At 61.4% G+C, this 21,364-nt stretch carries 17 protein-coding genes; 13 read left to right on the top strand and 4 right to left on the bottom strand.

Annotated elements, in window-relative coordinates:
• Positions 1 to 3: 3 nt before the first annotated feature.
• Together dinB and BM338_RS03095 are read right to left on the bottom strand one after the other, a co-directional pair.
• Positions 4 to 1,095: a DNA polymerase IV gene (dinB, locus tag BM338_RS03100; protein ID WP_090449326.1), complete on the bottom strand. Its 1,092-nt coding sequence runs from the start codon at positions 1,093 to 1,095 to the stop codon at positions 4 to 6.
• 24 nt (positions 1,096 to 1,119) lie between these two features.
• Complete coding sequence (locus BM338_RS03095) at positions 1,120 to 2,052, bottom strand: alpha/beta hydrolase family protein (protein ID WP_090449324.1); 933 nt, start codon at positions 2,050 to 2,052, stop codon at positions 1,120 to 1,122.
• Between the two features lie 374 nt (positions 2,053 to 2,426).
• Here BM338_RS03095 and BM338_RS03090 point away from each other — a divergent pair, with 374 nt between their 5' ends.
• The 12 genes from BM338_RS03090 (at position 2,427) to BM338_RS03035 (ending at position 19,682) form a co-directional block, all read left to right on the top strand.
• Entirely contained in the window at positions 2,427 to 3,089 is a 663-nt protein-coding gene (locus BM338_RS03090) for a YdaS family helix-turn-helix protein (protein WP_143109230.1), read from the top strand.
• A 197-nt stretch (positions 3,090 to 3,286) separates the two neighbouring features.
• A complete protein-coding gene (locus BM338_RS03085) occupies positions 3,287 to 6,439 on the top strand; it encodes a TonB-dependent receptor (RefSeq protein ID WP_177229208.1) in 3,153 nt (1,050 codons plus the stop codon).
• Between the two features lie 64 nt (positions 6,440 to 6,503).
• Positions 6,504 to 7,454, top strand: coding sequence for a thioredoxin family protein (locus tag BM338_RS03080; protein ID WP_177229207.1), 951 nt, complete (start codon positions 6,504 to 6,506; stop codon positions 7,452 to 7,454).
• A 107-nt stretch (positions 7,455 to 7,561) separates the two neighbouring features.
• A complete protein-coding gene (locus tag BM338_RS03075) occupies positions 7,562 to 8,995 on the top strand; it encodes a MocR-like pyridoxine biosynthesis transcription factor PdxR (protein ID WP_090450086.1) in 1,434 nt (477 codons plus the stop codon).
• 257 nt (positions 8,996 to 9,252) lie between these two features.
• On the top strand, positions 9,253 to 9,939 hold the full coding sequence (locus BM338_RS03070; RefSeq protein ID WP_090449320.1) for a type 1 glutamine amidotransferase domain-containing protein: 687 nt from the start codon (positions 9,253 to 9,255) through the stop codon (positions 9,937 to 9,939).
• 203 nt (positions 9,940 to 10,142) lie between these two features.
• On the top strand, positions 10,143 to 11,474 hold the full coding sequence (locus BM338_RS03065; protein ID WP_090449318.1) for an APC family permease: 1,332 nt from the start codon (positions 10,143 to 10,145) through the stop codon (positions 11,472 to 11,474).
• A 407-nt stretch (positions 11,475 to 11,881) separates the two neighbouring features.
• Entirely contained in the window at positions 11,882 to 14,023 is a 2,142-nt protein-coding gene (locus tag BM338_RS03060; RefSeq protein WP_090449317.1) for a beta-galactosidase, read from the top strand.
• Between the two features lie 190 nt (positions 14,024 to 14,213).
• Positions 14,214 to 16,028, top strand: a complete 1,815-nt coding sequence (locus tag BM338_RS03055; protein WP_090449315.1) for a type IV secretory system conjugative DNA transfer family protein — start codon at positions 14,214 to 14,216, stop codon at positions 16,026 to 16,028.
• A 107-nt stretch (positions 16,029 to 16,135) separates the two neighbouring features.
• Positions 16,136 to 16,681 carry a hypothetical protein gene (locus tag BM338_RS03050; protein WP_143109228.1) on the top strand — a complete coding sequence of 182 codons (546 nt, stop codon included), beginning with the start codon at positions 16,136 to 16,138 and terminating at the stop codon, positions 16,679 to 16,681.
• A gap of 184 nt (positions 16,682 to 16,865) precedes the next feature.
• Positions 16,866 to 17,402 carry a hypothetical protein gene (locus tag BM338_RS03045; protein WP_143109227.1) on the top strand — a complete coding sequence of 179 codons (537 nt, stop codon included), beginning with the start codon at positions 16,866 to 16,868 and terminating at the stop codon, positions 17,400 to 17,402.
• A gap of 2 nt (positions 17,403 to 17,404) precedes the next feature.
• Positions 17,405 to 19,294, top strand: coding sequence for a Tle-like phospholipase domain-containing protein (locus BM338_RS03040; RefSeq protein WP_090449310.1), 1,890 nt, complete (start codon positions 17,405 to 17,407; stop codon positions 19,292 to 19,294).
• Between the two features lie 43 nt (positions 19,295 to 19,337).
• Positions 19,338 to 19,682 carry a hypothetical protein gene (locus tag BM338_RS03035; RefSeq protein ID WP_090449308.1) on the top strand — a complete coding sequence of 115 codons (345 nt, stop codon included), beginning with the start codon at positions 19,338 to 19,340 and terminating at the stop codon, positions 19,680 to 19,682.
• A 104-nt stretch (positions 19,683 to 19,786) separates the two neighbouring features.
• On the opposite strand, the gene BM338_RS03030 is transcribed toward BM338_RS03035, so the two are convergent.
• Complete coding sequence (locus BM338_RS03030) at positions 19,787 to 20,239, bottom strand: hypothetical protein (protein ID WP_090449307.1); 453 nt, start codon at positions 20,237 to 20,239, stop codon at positions 19,787 to 19,789.
• Positions 20,236 to 20,802: an RNA polymerase sigma factor gene (locus BM338_RS03025; RefSeq protein ID WP_090449305.1), complete on the bottom strand. Its 567-nt coding sequence runs from the start codon at positions 20,800 to 20,802 to the stop codon at positions 20,236 to 20,238. Before BM338_RS03025 ends, BM338_RS03030 begins: the two co-directional genes overlap by 4 nt.
• 127 nt (positions 20,803 to 20,929) lie before the next feature.
• On the opposite strand from BM338_RS03025, the gene BM338_RS03020 reads away from it, so the two are divergent.
• Positions 20,930 to 21,253 carry a DUF6249 domain-containing protein gene (locus BM338_RS03020; RefSeq protein ID WP_255367174.1) on the top strand — a complete coding sequence of 108 codons (324 nt, stop codon included), beginning with the start codon at positions 20,930 to 20,932 and terminating at the stop codon, positions 21,251 to 21,253.
• Positions 21,254 to 21,364 lie beyond the last annotated feature (111 nt).

Here is a 21,364-nt window from a genome sequence, read left to right as displayed (position 1 = left end):
TTCTCAGGTGCGATCTTCAAAGAGATCGCGCTGCGCAATAAAACTGTCCAGTTCCACAAAGCCCGACAGCCCCACGCCTACCAGTCGATAGCGGCTCTCGGCCGGCCGTTCCACGCGGGCACGCAGGGCGCAGGCGAGATCGGCCAGTTCGGTCGCCGACGTGGGCCGGGTCGACGGCGTCAGGCTGCGGGTCAGTGTGTGGAAGTCGGAGGTTTTCAGTTTCAGCACCACGGTGCGCGCAATGCGGCCATGGTCGCTCTGCGCCTCGCGTTCGTGCGCGGCCCAGGCTTTCTCGGCAAGCCGGCGGATATGCGGTTCCAGCTCGTCGAGTGTCAGATCGTGTTCGAACGTATCTTCGGCAGAGACCTGCAGGGTCGGGCGATCTGGCTGTACCGCATGGTCGTCGATGCCTAGCGACAGTTCGTGCAGGCGCCGCCCCCAGCGGCCGAATTGTTGTTCCAATTCTTGCAATGACCGCGCGCGCACATCGCCCACGGTGGCGATTCCCAGCGCGGCCATTTTTGTTTCCATCACTTTGCCTACGCCGGGCAGGCGACCGACGGCGAGCGGAGCGAGAAAGGTCAGGACTTGGTGCGGACGAATCACAAACAAGCCATCGGGCTTGTTCCAGTCGGACGCGATCTTGGCGAGGAACTTGTTGGGTGCGACACCGGCGGATGCGGTGAGCTGTGTCTCTTCGCGTATGGCCGTGCGAATCGCTTCGGCGGTGGCGGTGGCGGAGGGCAGGCCGGTCTTGGTGGCGGTGACGTCGAGGTATGCCTCGTCCAGCGATAACGGCTCGATCAGGTCGGTATGACGCGAAAAGATCTCACGTACCTGCCGCGACACGGCTTTGTAGCGCACGAAATCCGGTGGCACGAAGATCGCCTTCGGACACAAACGCTCCGCGCGTACCGCCGGCATCGCCGAACGCACGCCGAACTTGCGCGCCTCATAGCTCGCCGCGCACACCACCGAGCGAGCGCCACGCCAGGCCACCACTACCGGCTTGCCGCGCAGCGAAGGATCGTCGCGCTGTTCCACCGACGCGTAGAACGCGTCCATGTCGACATGCAAAATCTTCCTGCTATTCATGCTTGCCCTGGCGTATGCGCTGAATCACTTGGCAAACGGTGCGAGCCATTGCAGCAATGCGCGCGAGAGTTTCGTGCGCTGATCGGAATACGCGTGATCGGCAGGCAGGTGCAGGGTGGTTACCTGGGTGTTTCCCGCTCGGCGAAGCGCGGCGGCGAAAGCTTCATTAGGGTTCGTCAAGCCGTCGTCTGATGTGATGACTAGTGCGGGCCGCTCCTTGAGCGCACCCACTTTTGACTGGAACGACCAGCCAGAGGCGTGGTCGGCGAGCTCTTTGGCCAGCCCATCGGGGGTGCATCCATTGAGCGGGGCCATACCTTCCTCGGCCAAGCCTGTGCTCATCTTTCGCAGGGCCGTCGCTCGAGAGTCCTGTGTCAGCATCTGTCCGAAGATACCTCCCATATCAGCCGCGGAGATCATGGCGATGCCTTTGACGGCGGGGTCCACCGAGGCCGCCTGGACAGCCATGAATCCCCCCATGCTATGTCCCACCAACACAATGCGTGTTGGGTCCAGCCGAAATCGCTGGGCATTCGCGGGTTGCCGCACAAAGGCGAGCACCGCTGCTACGTCTTCCATGGCATGCGAGAAAGAAAAGTCGCCGGGGGTGCCCCAGGACCCGCGGTAGTTGAAGTAGACAACGTCCCATCCTGCGCGACGCATGTCCTGCGCCAAGTCCAGGTTGCGCTCATTGCCTGGAAAGCCGTGCAAGAGGATCACCGCCGGATGCGGCCCAGCGCCCGCCGCGACGTAGATCAACGCGTTCATTCGCGTCCCGTGGCTGGGTATCTGCATGGTCTCCATAGAAGCGCGGTCCGCGTTCTGTGGCTTGGACACGATGGCTGCTTTGGCGTTGGCGGTATTTGGTATGGCTTCCCCTTTCGCGCGGGAAGGGCACAAGGCGAGGCACGCGCACAAACAAACCATCAAGAACACAGATGCCGAGTAAGTCTTCATGTAGTCCCCGCTAAATGGATTGCCAGACTTCTGATGAAAATTCACACGTAAACACCAGATGCGCTGTGTGCACCAGGAAGTGCTCGTTGAACCGATGCTCCCGATCGAAAGCCGATCGTATCAAGTACTGCGCAGCTGGCACGCCCTGACCTTTCACCGCGGCGCAGGTCGCCGCGGATCAATTGGCTTCTAGAGATTCGCGTGAATTGGCTATGTACCGCCCGAGTGGCGCACGCCTATCTTTGCTTCCAGGCGTACATAACGAAAAGTTGATGGTCCCCACCTCAGCGGCTTAACGCCGATGTACGGCTCGCCGGGAGATCCCCACTTCCGCGCGAGTCCTTTTCCAACTCTTTTGATCCGGAGTGAACCCTGTGTCCGCTTTGGTATCCATGCCCGATGATGCTCTGACGGTTGCGGCCAGAGAGAGGCCGCCTGGTCCCGCCGCGTCCACCTATCCTTATGCATTCGCCACCGCTCCCGGAAAGGACGAGCTGGGCGAGGCCGGCGGCCCAGCTGCGGCTGTCGCGTCGCTTCCGCCGTCGGCGCCAGCTGACGCGCAGGATTTTTCCGCCCGCATACACCTGTTGATCAAACACGCGGGAGGTGCAGGCGCGCTCGCACGATGCTGCGGTGTCACCGAGCGCACGGTGCGCAACTGGTGTCATGGCCGCAGCGACATCTCGCGCGAGCGCTGCCTCGTGCTCGCTCGCGCACTTCGCGTATCGCCGCTCTGGTTGATCAGCGGCGAGGGCTGCATGACGGGTGGCCCAGCGAAGCATTCGCCGCCAGTCGTCGACGCGCCGGACCGTCGGTCGAGCGTCGACTCCGAACGGCTCGCTGCCGCCTTGCAAGTGCTGCAGTCGTACATCGTGCTGGCCGGCGGCTCGCTGGGTGTCGCGCAGCGGGCCGAAGCGGTCGCCGAACTCTACGGCATGCTCGCTCAGCCGGGGCCGAGTGATGCCGGGCGTCTCATCGCGTTCCACAAGATGCTTGCTGCCTATCTGCGTAGCAATCGTCAAGCGTTGATCACGTGATCGACAGGATCACATCCGTATTTGCGCATGCAGGCTTCCGCTCGGGAGGGCGCGGAGTGCTGTGCGCGGAGATAGCCACCCAAGGGTGGCTGCAATTGGTGCAGTCGGCACCACCAGAAGCCTTTCGCGGCGACGTGGCCTGCCCGGCCTTCGCTCTATGCCGCAGGCATCCACGAAGCTATTGAGAGGGGAGTTGCATGAACGACCAGCGTCAGATTCGCACAGATCGTGCGGCCCGATATACGTCGAGTCTCGGTATGGCCCTAGCGCTAGCGTTGTACGGCGCAAGCCCGATGCCAGCGCATGCTCAGGCCACGACTGGCAGCATCTTCGGCCAGGCGCCCGCTGCCACGGGGGAAACCGTGAAAGTGCAGAACGCGTCGGGCGTCACTAGACAGGTGACGGTCGATGCGTCCGGCCGCTATTCGATCGGCGCGCTGCCGCTGGGCAGCTACACCGTCACTCTGCAACGCGACGGGCAGACAGTCGATACGCGCAACAATGTCGAATTGCGCGTGGGTGCGGGTACTGAAGTCTCGTTCGTGCCGTCGGCGAACGCACAGAACCTGTCGTCGGTGACGGTGACGGCTAATAGCCTGCCGGCCATCGACGTGTCCCAGGTCGATTCGCGCACCGTGATCACTTCGCAGCAGCTGGCCAGGCTGCCGCTGGTGCGCAGCGCCGAGGCGATCGCGCTGCTCGCGCCGGGCACAGTGGAAGGTAGCGAATTGTTCATGGGCATGGGCATGGGTGCGTCGTCGCCGCGCAAGTTCGTGTCGTTCGGTGGCTCGTCGGTCACCGAGAACGCGTACTACATCAACGGTTTCAACACCACCGATCCGATCAGTGGCTTCGGTGGCCTGACGCTGCCTTACGGCTCGATCGACCAGCAGGAAATTCTCAACGGCGGCTATGGTGCGGCGTTCGGGCGTTCCGACGGCGGTGTGATCAGCCAGGTGGGCAAACGCGGTACCAACGAATGGCACTTCGGCGGACAGGTGCTGTGGAAGCCCTCCGGCTTGCAGGGCAACCCGCGCGATATCTATTACGGCCAGGGCAGCCCCAAAGCGGGTCAGTTGTATTGGCGACGCAGCGACAACAAATCCACCACCACCACCGCCGATGCGTACGTTGGCGGCCCGCTGATCAAGGACAAGCTGTATGTGTTCGCCTCGGTGGAAGGCGAGCGTATCCAGGGCACGGGTGCGTCTGCCGGCACGCCTTCGGGCGCGGTCGGTTCTGTCGCAGGAGTGGGCTTCAACGCGCCGCCCACCTACAACAACCATAGCCGGCTAAACGACCCGAAGTGGTACGCCAAGCTGGACTGGAATATCTCAGACAGCAACTTGCTTGAGCTTACCGGCGCCTCGAACAAGTCGTCCTATCGTGGCGACCTGTACCAGTACGACTACGCGACCGGCAAGCAAGGACCGTTCGACCACCACGATTTGCACGTCAAGGACGGTTCCGATCTGTATCTGGGCAAATTCACCAGCTACATCACCGACGCCCTGACCCTCTCCGTGCTCTACGGAAAGATGAAGGGCACGCACTACAACGAGCTGCCCGGCTATGACCCGACACTGATCCCGATCATTACCCAGACATCGCAGAACCCCGACCTCACTGGCGGCCAGTCCTTCGGCAATGCGCAGTCACTGACGCAGTTGTTCGATCCGAAGCACATCACCAAGAACACCAATCTACGCCTGGACCTGAGTTACAAGCTGAGCAACCACACATTGACTGTCGGTATCGACAATCAGGACGTGCGCGACATCCACGACGGCCAGTTCACCTCCGGTCCCGGCTACGGATGGGCGTATGCGTCCGGCGACCCGAACTCATGGATCACCGGCGGCCCGGATGCGAATGGACCCGGCTGGCAGGGTTATCCATGGGTGCGGCCACCAAGCCAGTATCCCGGGGGCTCGACCGGCTACTACGTCTCCAAGCAGATCTTCGCCAACAGCGCTTCGGTGCGCGTAAAGCAGCAGGCGCAGTACATCGAGGACGCCTGGCAGATCAACGATCGTTGGTTAGTCAAAATCGGCCTGCGCAACGACGAGTTCACCAACTACAACGCTGCCGGCACACCCTACCTGCGTCTCACCCATTCGCAACTGGCGCCCCGGCTGGGTTTCACCTGGGACGTCAATGGCGACTCCAGTCTGAAGGTGTACGGCAATGCCGGTCGCTACTACCTGGCGGTACCTGCTTCGGTGGCGCTGCGCTCAGCGGGCTCATCGACATTTACCAATGTGTACTACACGTACACCGGTATCGATCCGAGGACCGGCTACCCTACCGGTCTGACGCCGATCGACACCTACCGCGGCCTGGAGCAACCAGTCTCGGCCAATCTGGAGTACGGCCAGCCGCGCGATCCGAAGACGGCCGCCGCCACCAATATCAAGTCCGAGTACCAGGACGAGTTCATCCTGGGCTTCGATAAGAAGCTCGGCGACGCCTGGGTGTACGGTGCCAAAGCCACGTACCGCGATCTCGGCCGCGCCATCGACGACTGGGGCGACACCGGCCGCATCGCCACCAAGATGGCGGAGCTGGGCATGGACGATTACGACAAGGTCAACGGCATCCAGGGCAGCTATTTGATCAACCCTGGCAGCAACCCGATCATCCAGATTCCGAAATTGTCCGGCGGCTACTACCAGGTGCCGCTGGACTGGAAGAAGGACATGGGCTTCAACACCTCACTGAAGCGCAAGTACTACGCGCTGGAGCTGTATCTGGAGCATCCGTTCGACGGCAAGTGGTACGGCAAGCTCGACTACCTGTTCTCGCGCAATTACGGCAACACGGAGGGCCAGGTGCGCTCGGACATCGGTCAGACCGACGTGTCGGCGACGGTGGACTGGGACTACACCCAGGTCATGGACTACGCCAATGGCGCTTTGTCCAATGACCGTCGCCATCAGATCAAAGCCTATGGTTACTATCAGGTCGCACCGGAGTGGCTGGTATCGGGCAACGTCGCGATTCTGTCCGGCGCACCCAAGACCTGCCTAGGTCTCTATGGCGCGGACCAGACCAACCCCGGTCTGGGCTACGGCTCCTTCTATCATTTCTGCGGCGGTGTGCCGATATCGCCCGGCTACAAGCGTGAGGCATGGACCTACTTGCTCAGCCTCGGTGCCGAATACCGTCCGGACTGGGCGAGCCGTCGACTGGCCTTCCAACTGCAGATCTACAACGTGCTCGACAAACAGCAGATCACGCAGACCAACGGACGCTACGGCAGTTCGGCGAAAGTGCGGCCGACCTACGATCTGCCGCTGTCCACGCAGGCGCCGCGCTATGTGCAACTGGGCATAACCTACGACTACTGAGTTTTCGCTACAGGTGCCGATGCCCGTCCCGGGCATCGGCACACCTCCTGCCGGAGTCATGGCGATGAAAAAGCTGATGCTGTTTGCCGGACTACTGCTCGGCGCCATGTCCAGCAGCGCAAGCGCGCCCGCGCTCACGCAAGCCCCCGAGTTCGCCGGCATCGATCACTGGTTCAACTCGCCGCCGCTGAGTATGTCCGACCTGCGCGGCAAGGTAGTGCTGATCGATTTCTGGGCGTATTCCTGCATCAATTGCGTCCGCGCCATGCCGCATGTCGAGCATCTGTACGAGACCTACAAGGACAAGGGCCTGGTGGTGATCGGCGTGCACTCGCCGGAGTTCGACTTCGAGCATGACCCGGCCAACGTGCAAGCGGCGATCGGACAGATAGGCGTTACTTATCCCGTGGCGATGGATAGCCGCCTGGCTACCTGGCACGCTTGGCATAACCAGTATTGGCCGGCCGAATATCTGGTCGACCAGGATGGCCGGCTCATCGGCCACCACTACGGCGAAGACGGCTACGACAAGATGGAGAACGCGATCCGGCTGCTGCTCGGTTTAAATATGCTGCCGGCCGGCAATGCCGCGGACGTCTTCAAACCTGGTCCCGGTGACACGCCCGAGCTGCACCTGGGCAGTTCAGGCCAGGAGGGCTTCGGTAGCGTGGAAAGTGGTAGCGATGGCACGCGCCGCTTCAGCGTCCCCGCGCAGCTGGCGGTGCACAAATTCGCGCTGGCCGGCCAGTGGGAAATCACGCGCCAGTACGCCCGCGCAGTCAGCGCGCAAGTCGAGCTGCAGCTCCGCTTCAAGGCCGCGAAGTTGTACATGGTCGCCAGCGCGGATCGTGCGATCCCGCTCGACGTGACGGTCGACGGCAATCCGCAGCCGCCGGTGATCGTGCAGGGTAGTCGCCTCTACACACTGTTCGACAGTCACGACGACCGTGAGCATCTGCTACGCCTGCGCGTCTCGCAGGCGGACCTGCGCGTGTACTCCTTCACCTTTGGTTGAGCCGGGACACGATCGGCGTCTGCGCCGCTCGACGGAGCATCCAGGCCGGCGTGAGAGTGATGCGTGCTTTATCCCTCTTCGACCGTCCGATCTCAGAGTGCGCCGGCATGTTCCTCGAACTTGATGGTCACGGTCCCCATTACGCGCAGCTGATCCGCGCTCTCAAGTCCGCCATCCTCGACGGCCGCATGGTTACCGGTTCGCGTCTGCCGCCCACGCGTGACTTCGCGCTCGACCTGGGGCTGTCGCGCACTACCGTGCTGGCTGCCTACGAGCAGCTGCGCGCGGAAGGCTTCATCAATGGCCGTGTTGGCTCAGGCAGCTACGTGACCAGCCTGCAGCTCACGCCGTCGTTGCGGCAGGTCGCGAACACGACCGACACAGCCGACTCACGTTACGCAGAGCGGGCCCGACAGTTCCGCGAGCGCTGGATTGCGCGCATGCATTTTGGTCTGCGCTACGACATGCGCTACGGCGATCCACTCACCAACCCGGCCTTGAACGCCGCGTGGGGGCGCGAGCTGGCTCGCGCGGCCGCCTACTCGCCGCTGACTGTGACCGGCTCATGGGGCTTGCTGGCGCTACGCCAGCAGATATGCGAATACCTTGCGCGACGACGCGGTCTGCAAGCTCAGCCAGACGACATTCTGATCGTCACCGGCACTCAGCAGGCCTACGCGCTTTGCGCGCGCGTGTTGCTCAATGAGGGTGATACGGCGGTACTGGAGGAACCACATTACTTCGGCGCGTATCACATCCTGGCTGCGCACGGTGCTCAGCTGCGCCCGGTGCGCTCCGACGATAACGGACTGGTTTGCGACGAGTTGCCGGATACGGCGCCGAAACTTATCTGCGTAACGCCCTCACATCAGTTCCCCACCGGTGCCGTGCTGTCGTTGTCGCGCCGACTTGAGTTGCTGCGTTACGCCGCAAGCAAGCGCTGCTGGATCATGGAGGACGATTACGACGGCGAGTTCCGCTACGACGCTTATCCACTGGCTCCGCTGCGTTCGCTCGATGAAGGTGACCGCGTGATCTATGCAGGGACTTTTTCCAAGACGCTGTTTGGCGCGCTGCGCATGGGCTATCTGGTGCTGCCGGTGGCGCTGCGCGAGGACTTCATTACCGCCAAGTACCTCAGCGACGTTTCATCACCCGGTATAGAACAGGCCGCGCTGGCGCACTTTATGGAAAGCGGCGGGTTCGAGCGGCACCTTCGCCATGCTCGCAAGGAGCTGCACGCGCGCCGTGAGGCACTGATTGCGGGACTGCATCGCCATGCCGGCGAACGTGTGCGGATTGTGCATTCGCCGGCTGGGATGCATGTCGTAGCCTGGTTGAACGGTTACGACCACGATCGTGCCGAGGCGCTGATTGCGCACGCGCACGATCGGGGGCTTGGGCTATATCCCATGGCGCCGCACTATTTCGTGCCGCCGGCTCGCCCAGGTCTGCTACTGGGCTACTGCAGCCTGTCGGTCGCCGAATTGCGCGAGGCAATGCAGCTGTTTGGCGAGTGCCTGGACGCGATTCCCGCGTGAGCATGCTGACCTCGGCGTCACAAGCCCAACATGTCGCTGGCGGGCAAAATATCCCGCGTTGATCGGGCGCCGCGAGAAGCCATCCATCCGTTTGGCGGGCAGCAAAGATAAGCGCGGAACCACTGCAGCTTGCCTGATCCAGCAGATGGCTTGCCCATTCCTTCGGAGGGTATTGAACGCGCCTGCCACATCCCACAAATCACGCTCGCTTGCCGCTTTCGCTGTCAGCATAGGCGGTCCATAACGAGGAATGATCCATGAAGATCTTGATGGTGCTTACGTCGCACGACCAGCTCGGCAACACCGGTCACAAGACCGGTTTCTGGCTGGAGGAATTCGCGGCACCGTATTACGCGTTCAAGGATGCCGGGGCCGAGATCGTGCTTGCCTCGCCCAAGGGCGGCCAGCCGCCGCTAGACTCCAAGAGCGATGCGCCTGAGTCGCAGACCGAAGCTACCCGACGCTTTCGCGCCGACGCCGCGGCCACCGCTGCACTCGCCTCGACGCTCAAACTCGCCGACGCAGCGAAAGGCCAGTACAACGCGATTTTCTATCCGGGCGGCCACGGTCCCCTGTGGGATCTGGCGGAAGACGCGGATTCGATCCGGTTGATCGAACGCACCTATGCCGCCGGCAAGCCAGTCGGTGCGGTGTGCCATGCACCGGCCGTGTTCCGCCATACCAAGCGCAGCGACGGCCAGCCGTTGGTGCAGGGCAAGTCGGTCACCGGCTTCACCAATAGCGAGGAAGCGGCGGTCGGCCTGACCGACGTGGTGCCGTTCCTGGTCGAGGACATGCTCAAGGCGAATGGTGGCAATTATTCGAAGAAGGCCGACTGGCAGGCCTACGCCGTCACCGACGGCAACCTGGTCACCGGTCAGAATCCGGCGTCATCGGTAGATGCGGCGAAGGCCGTGCTGGCCCTCCTTCGCGCCGAAGGCTAAGCACCCTTTGTAGGAGCCCATCCTGTGGGCGACCCAGCCCGCGAGGGCTGCAGTTGCCCCTGTTGCCCCGAGCCTTCGCGCACAGGGTGTGCTCCTACAATGAATGGCAGCGCGGGGCTTCGTGCAAGGCATGAGCCCCGCCCCCGCGAATGTGGCAGAGGTCATCGGTTCTTCCGCCGCTTCTCGGGTTATCGTCGGCAACCATGACCGATAACTCATCCAGCTCGTATCTGCGCCGCCTCGGCACCTGGGACGCCGCCGCCATTGTGATCGGCGGTGTGATCGGTGGCGGTATTTTCCGCAGCGCCTCAAGCGTGGCCGAGAGCACCTCGTCAGGCGCGCAACTGCTGACGCTGTGGGTCATCGGCGGCCTGCTCACCCTGGCTGGCGTGTTGTGTTACGCGGAGCTGGGTGCAAGGCGCCCGCATGCGGGCGGCATCTATATCTATCTGCGCGAGGCCTTCGGCCAATTACCGGCGTTCCTGTTCGGCTGGTGCATGGCCTTGATCAACTACCCCGGCAGCGTGGCGGCGGTGGCCACTACCTTCGCAGATTATTTCTGCGCGGCTGTCGGGTTACCGCTGCAGTGGGTGAAGCCGGTGGCGGCGGGCGCCATCATGTTCATCGTTGGCGTGAACTTCTTCGGCATTCGTGCCGGTGCACGCATGCAGAACCTGTTCACCGTGCTCAAGTTGGGTGCCATCGTGGTGCTGGTGGTGACGGGCCTGGTGCTGGCGCGCGGACACCTGGGCCTGGCATTGGAGCCGGATACCTCGCATCCAGCGGCGCCGTGGGCGTTCCTCGGCGCCTTGCTGCCGGTGCTGTTTACCTATGGTGGCTTCCACTATCTCAACGACCTGGCTGGTGAAGTGAAGGAGCCGCAGCGCACTCTGCCACGCGCGCTCGGTCTCGGCATGGCTGGTGTGGTGGTGTGTTACGTGCTGGTCAATCTGGCTTACCTGGCCGGTCTCGGTCACGCCGGGCTCGCCGCCAGCCATGCGCCGGCGGCGGATTTGATGCGCCGGTTGTTCGGCGAATCCGGTGCGAAGCTGATCGCGGTGGGCATCGCGTGCTCAACCTTCGGCTATTGCAGCATTGCGATCGCCGGCGGTGCGCGCGTGCTGCAGACGATGGGTGCGGACGGTATGTTTTTTCGCGCGGTCGGCCGCATCGAGCCGCACGCGCGCGCGCCGCAGGTGGCGTTGGCGGTGCTGGGTGGGTGGGCGATCGTTCTGGTGTTGTCGGGCAGCTTTAATCAGTTGCTCAATTACACGACGGTGGGTGAGTGGTTGTTCCATGCGTTTGGCATCGCTACGTTGTTTTGGTATCGCCGCCGGTTTGCCAATGAGCCTTCGCCGTATCGGGTGCCGTTGTATCCGGTGTTGCCGTTGGTGTTTGTGGTGACGGTGCTTGGTGTGATCGCCGCTACTACGGTGGGGTCGCCTGGGGATGCGGGGATCAGTTTGTTGTTGGTGTTGATGGGGGCGCCGGTTTATTTCGTTTGGCGGGCTTGGCAGGGGCGGCGGGCGGTTTGAGGTTTTGGGTTCGCGGTAACACGCCCTCCTATTTCGTCATCCCTGCGAAGGCAGGGATCCAGTGGTGTTGTCGCTCGGTTTTAGCGTCTGCGTGCGCTGGCTCGCCTGCCGCGGGCTTCCGAACCGCTGCCGCGGTCCGGGTCACTTTCTCTTTGCTGGCCCAAAGAGAAAGTAACCAAAGAGAAATGGCCTGAAGAGCAGGCGGTGCGCTCTGTAGCTACTCATCTTCCAGTGTCAGGCGTCGGGATCGTTTTTTGTCTCGGCCTGATCGTCCGGCCCTCACCGTCGCACAGATTCCCCTAATCAAAAGCCGGAGCGAAAGCTCCAGGCCGATGCGCTGGTGCATGGCAAGCCGCGCTTCATGCGGTAGGGGCATACTTTGGCTCTCTTTGCGGGAAGGATGTCGCATGAACCGGGTTTGGGTGGTTGGTGTGCTGAGCCTTGCTTTGCTGGCGGCGTGTCATGGGGCGGCGGATGTGCCGGTGGCTGATCTTGGGCAGGCGGCAGCGGGGTCTCGTGTGACGTTGGATCAGGTGCAGCGGGTGGGTGCGCCGGAGAAAACGGCGGATGGGCAGATGCTGCAGCGCTATGCGTTCCAGCCGACGGTGCAGCCGCAGGTGGTTTTGTCGGCGGAGCATGGCGGGTGGGATTGGTCGACGCAGGGTGAGTTGCGGGTGCGTGTGCAGAACGCGATGGATTGGGCGGTGACGCTGACGGTCGATATCGATGGCGCGGGCAAGGATCAGCATCTGCATGCCACGGTCGGTTTACCGGCGGGGCCGGCGCAGACGGTGGTGGTGCCGTTGCATGCGGTATCGCCGCGCGCGCAGGGTATGCAGGTGGGGCCGCCGATGCCGTACGACGCGAACGGGCAGCGCATCCTGCTGGCGACTACGGTGGAGGGAGTGCTGGATCTCAAGCAGGTCGTGGCGATGCGGCTCGGCATGCCCGCACCGCAAGCGCCGCAAACCTTGTTGCTCGGTCGCGTCGAAACAAAGGCGGGCAACGCCGCTTTGGCTGATGCCTATAGCGGCATCGTCGATCGCTATGGTCAGTACACGCGTGGGAAGTGGCCGGAGAAGATCGAAACGGACGACGCCTTGCGTGTCGCGCAGGCGAAGGCGCAAACCGAGCTCGCCGCCGTACAGGCTGCATCAGGCGGCTACGACACGTATGGCGGGCGCACCGATGTCGCTTCGTTCAAATCCAGCGGCTGGTTCCGGGCCGAGCAGCGCGGCGGACGCTGGCAACTGGTGACGCCCGAGGGGCATGCGTTCTTCTCGCTGGGCGTCAACGCGGTGGTGCCCGATGGCGGCCGCAGTTATGTGGAAGGCCGCGAATCGATGTTCAAGGATTTGCCGGCGGATGGCGGCGAGTGGAGCGCGTTCTACGGTAGCAGCGATAACCGCCGGCCCGACGCGGGCTCTACCGCAGGCATCGGCTACAACCATGGTCGCTGGTTCGATTTCTATGCCGCCAATCTTTATCGCCTCGGTGGTAAGGATTGGCTCGCGGCGTGGCGCACGCGCACGCTGGATCGCCTGCACGGCTGGGGTTTCAACACGCTGGGCAACTGGAGTGACGATGCTTTAGGCAAGGCGCACAAACTGGCCTATACGCGTTCGATCAATATCGATGGCGAGTTCGGCAATGTGTCCAGCGGTTACGACTATTGGGGCCGCATGCCCGATCCGTTCGATCCGCGTTTTGCGCAGGCGACCGAGACCGCCGTGACGAACGCGGTGAAGGATGTGCGCGACGATCCCTGGCTGCTCGGCTATTTCGCCGACAACGAACTGGCCTGGGCGGGGCAGGGGCTGCAAGGGCGCTGGGGGCTGGCGCAGGGCACCTTGCATGGCGAGGCGCGCAGTCACGCCAAGCAGGCGTTTATCGCGACGCTGAAACAGAAGTACTCCGAGCCTGCGAAGCTGGCGGCGGCGTGGGGTGTCGCGGTGCCGTCGTGGGATGCATTGAATGCCACCAACTTCCCGGCGCCCGATCCCAGCGAAGCGCATCCTGCCATCGCGACCGACTACAGCGCGTGGTTGCGGCAATACGCCGACCAGTATTTCCGCGTCGTCGCCGAAACCATTCGTCGGCACGATCCGCATCACCTGTTCCTGGGCGGTCGCTTTGCAGTGAATACGCCGGAAGCGGTGGGCTCGTGCGCGCAGTACTGCGACGTGATGAGTTTCAACAGCTACACCGACGTGCCGCAGCATGGCGTCGACATGGCGACCGTGGCCAAACTCAACAAGCCGGTGCTGATCACCGAGTTTCACTTCGGCTCCGACGATCGCGGTCCGTTCGGCAAGGGTGTGGCGTCGGTATGGAATGAGCAGCAGCGAGGCGAGGCCTATGCGCGCTATGTCGATGCCGCCGCCAAGGATCCGAACATCGTCGGCGCCCATTGGTTCCAGTACGCCGACCAACCGACCAGCGGCCGCCTGCAGGATGGCGAGAACGCACACATCGGCTTGGTGGGCATCACCGATGTGCCGTTCGATGGTTTCGTGAAGGCGGTGCGTGAAGCTAATCGAGGAAAGTAGGAATACGCCTAGTCCTATGGGTGTGGCCGTTGCGCCGTTTGGCCGACTCGAAGCGCATGAAGCGCTGCGTTTTAAGTAAGAAATATCCGGTGCGTGTCGAATCTACCGCCTGATTGACAGCCATCAAACGCGTTGTCGAATATCGAACGCGCCCGCTATTTCGGGGCGCGTCTTTAAGGACGATGATTCGATGAGCAAGGGAAAGCTGGGGTTTGTCGCTGTCGCGCTACTGGTCGCCTTGATGGGAGGCTGGTTCCTTTCCAACTATCTGGTTTTGCTCTTTCTCGGTCTGCACGATGAGCCGCAGTCCTGGAGCACGTGGTGGCAGTATTTCCAGGCGCTTGGTCTGCCGCAGTTCGCGCCCTACGCGGTCAAGATCAAGCTCAGTGGCGGCGTTGGTTTCGGTTTGCCGCTGTTGGCCTGGGTCGGGTTATTGATTCCGCTCTTCAAAGCCAAATCCGAATCCCTGCATGGCGATGCCAGCTTCGCGGAATTGTCGGACCTGAAAAAGGCCGGCCTGCTCACGCAGACCCCGCAAAGCATCCTCATCGGCAAATTCAAAGGCCGCTACTTGTGGCTGGGTGGTGCGCAGCACGTCATCACCATCAGCCCTACAAGGTCGGGCAAGACGACCAGCATCGCCATCCCAGTACTGCTGTCGTACTTGCACTCGATGATCGTGCTCGACCTGAAAGGGGAGTTGCGGAAAGCCACCAGTGGCTGGCGTGAAGCACAGGGCCAGGGCATTTTCGTGTGGGCGCCCTACGACGAAGCGGGGAACACCCACCGCTTCAATCCGTTCACCCTGTTGGCGGGGATGGACCCTGGCAAGCGCATCGGGGAAATCCAGACCATTGCCGCCATCTTGTATCCAGACGAACCCGGCAGGGACCCGTTCTGGACCTCGCAGAGCCGCGCGGCGTTCACCGCCTTTGCCTCCTACATGTTCGAGGTATGGGATCACGAGGCGATTCCGCTGATCGCCGGCAAGGCGCCCGCCTTATTGATACCCGATGTCAACACCGCGCCGGACTTCCCCAGCTTCGAGCGCATCCTGCGCTTCTCCAGCGGCACGAACGATCAAGACACCAAGACGATGCTGCAAGACATCCTCAAGGACCCGAGGTGTGCATTTATTGGCCCACAAACGCGCACCGTGTTCAGCAACCTCGTTGGACTGGCCGAACAGACCTTCTCCTCGGTGATCGCCAGTATGCAGGCGCCGTTGCAGCAATTCCTGAGTCCGATCCTGGCGGCTGCCACCAACGCCACCGACATCGACATCACCGCGATCCGCAAGCGTCCCACCACCCTTTATGTGGATATCCCGACCAACAAACTGGACGAGAGCAGCAAGCTCTTGAACATCTTCTTCAGCACCGTGATTGGCAACAACCTCGGCAAACAGCTCGGAGAGGAACCCGATCTGAAATACCAGATGCTGATGCTGATGGACGAATTCACCGCCATGGGCCGGGTGGACGTATGGGCCAAGCGCATCTCGATCGCGGCCAGCTACGGCGTGCGCGATCTGTGCATCGTGCAGAGCCGCGCCCAATTGCGCGCAGCCTACGGTGACCACGACGCGCAGAATTTCATCACCAACCACGGCGCGCAGGTGGTGTTCGCGCCGCGTGAGCAGAGCGACGCCAACGAATACAGTGAAATGGCGGGTTACAAGACGATCCGCAAGCAGCATCGCAGTACCAGCCGTGGCGGCGGTTCGAACCAGGTCTCGATCAGCTACACCGAAGAGCGTCGTGCCCTGTTTCTGCCGCAAGAGATCAAGGAACTGCCCAGCGACGACGAACTGATCTTCTACGAAGGCTGCAGGCCGATCCGGGCGAAGAAGAACTGGTTCTTCAAGGACAAGATGTTCAAGGAGCGGGCGAGCCTTGCACCAGTGAAGATTGTGCGGGTGGAGCAAAGTCCGCAGCAGGCGGCGGCGACGAAAAGCGTGCTGCGGCCGCGGAATGAGCAAGCCCTCGCGGCATTGCGCCAATGAACAAGAGGCTGCCTTCTATGCCTCACCCGATCATGCGCGCGCACCCCTTGCGATTCGCTGCTGCGTTGCTCCTCGTCGTGACTTTGATCACAGGATGTTCGCAGACCATGAACAAGCTCGATCCTAAAAACGTGCGTATCAAGCAGAACCCTAACCCCAAAGAGCGCTACGAACTGACTTTCACTATTCACGATGCGCCTGGCCCATTTGATTCTGCAGACGCTGATATTCATTACGAGGTGAGCAACGAAGCGTGCGTGCCTACCGATGCCATTAGCGGTGCCAAGAGCAAGACACCCAACCTAATCTTGCCGATTCCATTGACGCGTATTAGCGATACTGTTTATCGAGGCGAAGTCGCGCTCGATCTGCCTGTTGCTGAGAATTATTTCGGTCTCGGTGTTTGCCATTGGATGGTTCATGGGGCTGGCATTAGCCTAAAGATTCAGAGCGCTGAATTCGGGGCGGGCATTGGTCGAGCCGATATCGAGGCCCAGAACACTGTTCCGTCGTTCTTATGGAAAGAATATTACATTCATCCGCCGATGGAAAATTATTCTGAAGCCGGTGTTCCTTACTCAGTTTATTCTGGCGCGCCAGATCGCACGAAATATTTTTCCATTGATGTGGCGGCCAGAAAGGCGGTGCTATGACCATTACATCAGATGATTGCGACCATCTTGCCAAAGTGCTTCGCCGAGCCAACAGCCACGCTATCGAAACGAGGTTGGCAAACACGCCCCCGCACGTCCTGCCGCTGCTGGAGATGTCATGCGCCTATGTCTGATTGGCTCGTTGTTTTTTCCCCTGATTCTGACTACAGGATGTTCGCAGACCATGAACCAAATCGATGCCGTCAGCGTAAAAGCCAAATTCAATCAGCACCCGCAGCAGCGCTACGAACTCATCTTTACTATCCACGATGCACCAGGGCCTTTCGGCTCGGCGGACGCAAATATTCAATATGAGGTCTGGAATACCGGTTGCGTGCCAAGCGACCTAATTAGTGGCGGCAAGAGCAAAACCCCGGGTTTCACCCTGCCAATTAAATTAACGCGCCTAAGCGATACTGTGTATCGGGGCGAAGTGGCGCTCGATCTGCCGATGGATGAGGATTATTTTGGGCTGGGAGTCTGTCATTGGATGGTTCAAGGGGCAGGCATTGGGCTGAAGGTGCGTGGTGTCAACTTTGGGGCTGGCCTCATTGCGAAAGATATCGAAGCTCAAAGCATGCGCTCTCTATTTTTTCCAAAGTCAGATTATTTTGATCAAACTCATTCCATTTATGGGGATGATGAGCGTTATTTGACGCCTTTTGAGAAGTTGCATCCAGATAAATTCTTTTACGTGTCTATAGTCGTAAAAATGATTTAGTCATGACTATTACCACCAAAGACAATTCCTTCCTTGCTAAAGATGCGTATACCGAGGATAAAAATAGGCCATTAAATGACCTAAGTCATCCGTTCGTAATAGATGGGCATTCGTATATAATTATAGACGCCATCAACAATGCTCAGACCGGTTATCAAGCCCGCGCCTATCAGCGCATTGATACAAAGGAGGTCGTTATTGTCGAGCGCGGAACTGACCCACGCGCTAATGATGCAGTCGCCGATTTCAAGATGGTGCGTGAGCGGACCAATCTGCAATGGCCAGAAGCGGAGCAGTTTGCAAAGCGTGTCATCAACAACGTGGAAAAAGACGCAGCCGAGCGGGGCTATTTTCCACAGATCACCGTCACCGGCCACAGCCTAGGCGGCACGCTGGCGGAACTGACAGCAGCGAAGTACCACCTCAAAGGCGAGACCTTCAACAGTTACGGAGCAGTTGATCTCGCTTACGGCCTGCGGCCGGATAGCGCGCAAGTGGTCAATCATGTCCTAGCCGGCGATGTGGTGAGCGCGGCCAGCCGTCATGTCGGTATGGTGAAGGTGTATGCAACCGAGGCCGACATCGTCAGCCTGCATCAGAGCCGCTACCTCGGAGGTGACAGCCACCCACCCAATCCCTTGTTGGCAATGCGTTTGGGCGATCACGGCATCGGCAACTTCGCGCCCGACCCTGGTGGCTCGAACGTCAGCGTTCTCACGGCGGCCAATGAAGCACGCTATCAGCAGAACCAGATCGCTATCGATGCGTATCGCGGCGACATCGAGCGCGAGCGTGCCGAACTCGGCGAGGTATTGCGCCGGACGGATAGCCGCACTGTCGGAACGACGCTGGCGAACCTGCCCCCGCACATCCAGCAACAGTTGGCGGAACTGCACGCTGCCAAGGTGGATGCGCCGCTGCAGTCAGCAGTGGAACATCACCCCATGATCGAAGGCGCCAAACAACAGCTGGACGTCGCCAGCGCCGCCCTGCACGCAACCGGACAGACGGTGCACGGACTGGATGAGCGCATGGCAAGCGGCGTGCGCCAGGCCAGCATGTATGCCGCACCCGTCCTGCCAGCGGCGCCAATGGTTGGCGGCGCCCTCGCCGAAGGCGCACACCTGCATGGGCAGGCTGTCCAGGCGGCGGGCCAGTACGCGGCGGAGGGTATGCAAGGCGCCAAACACGTGGTGGAACAAGGTGCCCAGTTCGCCGGAGTGCAGGTCACCGCGGCCGTTCATGCGCAGGAGGCGCGACTGGTCGCCGCCGCCGATGTCGCGACCGAGACGTATCACACCGCCCGGGCCACGGGGAAGGCGATTCACAAGGGCATGACCCATGCCTATAACACCGCCCATCATGCGGTGTCGCACGGCATCGAGGCCACCGAGCAGGCCGCCAGCCGGGCCTACGAGACGCTTAGCCATCCGTCGCAGTGGTTCGACCACACTTCGGCGCCATCGCAAAATCCTCAGGCAAGCACACCAGCACAGACTCACGCGCAGGACATCACGCCACCCGGGTCAACCTATGCGCGCAATGATCCGCGCCATCCGGAGAATTCGGATCACGCGTTGTACAACGAATTGCATCGCCGTATTCCCGATGCGTCGGAGAATCGCCTGTTGCAATTCACCGCCGCCTGTCATTCAAACAAGATCACGGCGGACAATCTCTCCATCATTCATCTGGACGAGGCAAACCTGAAGCTGAGCCTGCATGGGACGGGGCTGCTGACAACCCCTGCGCTGGTCGACTTGAACACCCCACCGCCACAGCCCCAGCAGGCCGTCCAGCAGATCCAGCAATTCGATCAGCAGCAGGCGCAGATGATGGAGCAGATTCAAGCGCAGAATGCGCAGGTCAACCAGCAGGGGACGATGCGGTGATTCGCGGGGCGGCTTCAGGGAGAAGCCCGGAGAGGGTGTCACGATGCTGCCTCTAGAGCCACGGCTTCATGAGCAGATTGCGCCATGGCTGGAGGCCGAGCTTCGACAGCTGACCGGCGGTATGGTCCGCCTCAGTCAGCAGGTACGCGCTCATGAATATGTGTTGGACATGCTGCTGCTTTCGCATCCCGACCCCGAGCGGGCATTGCACATGTGGCAAATGACGCAACCGCAGATGATCGACACCATGATGAAGGTGCCTACACACGACGGCGAAGGTGGCTTCAAGCAGGTTGTGGTGGACGCTTGGCAGGAAATCATCCTGCACTACACGGAGTTGCTTGAGCAGGTTGCCGAGTTCAGGCGCGATACCCAGGGCGATGACTAGGGGGGCTTAAGCAGTGGCGCATGCGTGCGCCTCGGATGGGTAGGGCGTTGGTCCGGAGTTAACGGCGGTAGGCGATGCGAATCGAAAGGCGAAATAGCGCGCGCTCAATGCACGCGCTGCTGCCAGTGAGCGATCCCTTGCGACAGTCCGACGCAACAGGCAAAAGCGAGCAGCCAAGGGTTGGTCAGCACAGCCATCGGCATGGCAGCGGTGAATGAGGGCAGCCATTCGCGGGCGTGGCTGGCGGCAACGACGATGGAGCCCACCATCAGTACCGCGACAAGAATGCGCTGCAGGTAGCGTTCAAAACCGGGATCAGCGCTGGCCTTGTTGGCAGTGCTCAACTCGACCTGGCGAGCGATGCGCTGCGCGAAATCGGCTGGCAGCGCCTGTTCCGGCGGTTGCTTGAGTGCCCGCGCAAGGACGCGATAGCGCAATACCCTGGCATCGTCGCCGGCAGGGTCCAGGCCGGCCCGTTCTCGTTCGACGGCCCGTTCCTGTGCCTGCCATTCGCGCTCGGCGGCGTCGTTGCCGGGTGGGGGTGTATGGGTATTCATACGGTGGTTCCTATCCGGGGTTCGAGCACACTGCGCAAGCGCAGCCGGCTTCGAAACAGATAGCTTTTGATCGTGCCCTCAGCCAGGCCGGTGATCTTCGCTATCTCGGGGATGGTCATCTCTTCCAGGTGATACAGCGTCAGCAGCGTGCGTTGCAATGGGGGCAGGGTTTCGATGGCTGCGTGGAGGTGACGTGCCACTTCCTGGTCCGCGCAGGCCGCCTCCAGATCGAAGCCGTCGCCATGGTTTTCCAGCAGATCTCCATCTTCCTCTCCCTCGGTAGCTTCAACCAGCGGGATGCGCCGCCGTTCGAGGTGCCGCAGCGCGATCGAATACGCCACCTGGCCGATCCAGGACTTCAGCGCGCTCTCGTAGCGGTATTGATGGAGACACTGATGCACCCGCAGGAAAGTGTCCTGGCAAAGCTCGCGCGCGTCCTCCGGGTGGCGGACCATCCGGTAGATGATGTGCCAGCACAAGCCCTGGTATTCGCGCACCAGGCGCTCGAACGCGCCTGGCCGGTTGGCCAGCACGGCTTCGACCAGGTCCCGGTCCTGGTTCATGTAGCTTTGTCATCCATGGGGTACGGGATACGCGCAAGGCGGGAACGGTTGCAAGCCCTGTGGATGCAACCGTCGAGGCCGGGGCCGTATCTATAGCCCCGACTGTCCAAGTTCCGTGGAGATCGACATGCAACAGATCCTGGTTCCGCTCGCGCTGTTCATCTGCGTCACCTATACGATCAAGGTATTGGTTGAGGCGCGCCTGCGCCATCAGCTCTTCAAGAACAATGGTTCCGAAGAGTTGGTGCGGTCGATCCTGCAGGCCGAACAGATCCAGCGCCGGCACGCATCGCTGCGCTGGGGGCTGGTGCTGGTGGCGCTGGGCATCGGGTTCGGCTTGATCCAATGGTTCGGCTGGCAAGAGATCAATCCCGGCGTGGTGGCCGTACTGGCGAGTGTTGCGGGGTTGGGCAATCTGGCTTTCTTCGCCATCTCGCGACGCGAGAGCTGAGCCGCTCACGGTTTTCATCGCCGCCGCTTAAACCCTGAGTACGCCGCGACGCATCACGACGATGCATGTCGTGATGGGGGGGCTGCATTCCATTCCTGCGGGTGGGGGTTC

Source organism: Dyella sp. OK004, from assembly GCF_900114495.1.
Classification (GTDB): domain Bacteria; phylum Pseudomonadota; class Gammaproteobacteria; order Xanthomonadales; family Rhodanobacteraceae; genus Dyella_D.
Note: the sequence above shows the minus strand (reverse complement) of the source record. Positions and strands in the feature narration are given on the sequence as shown.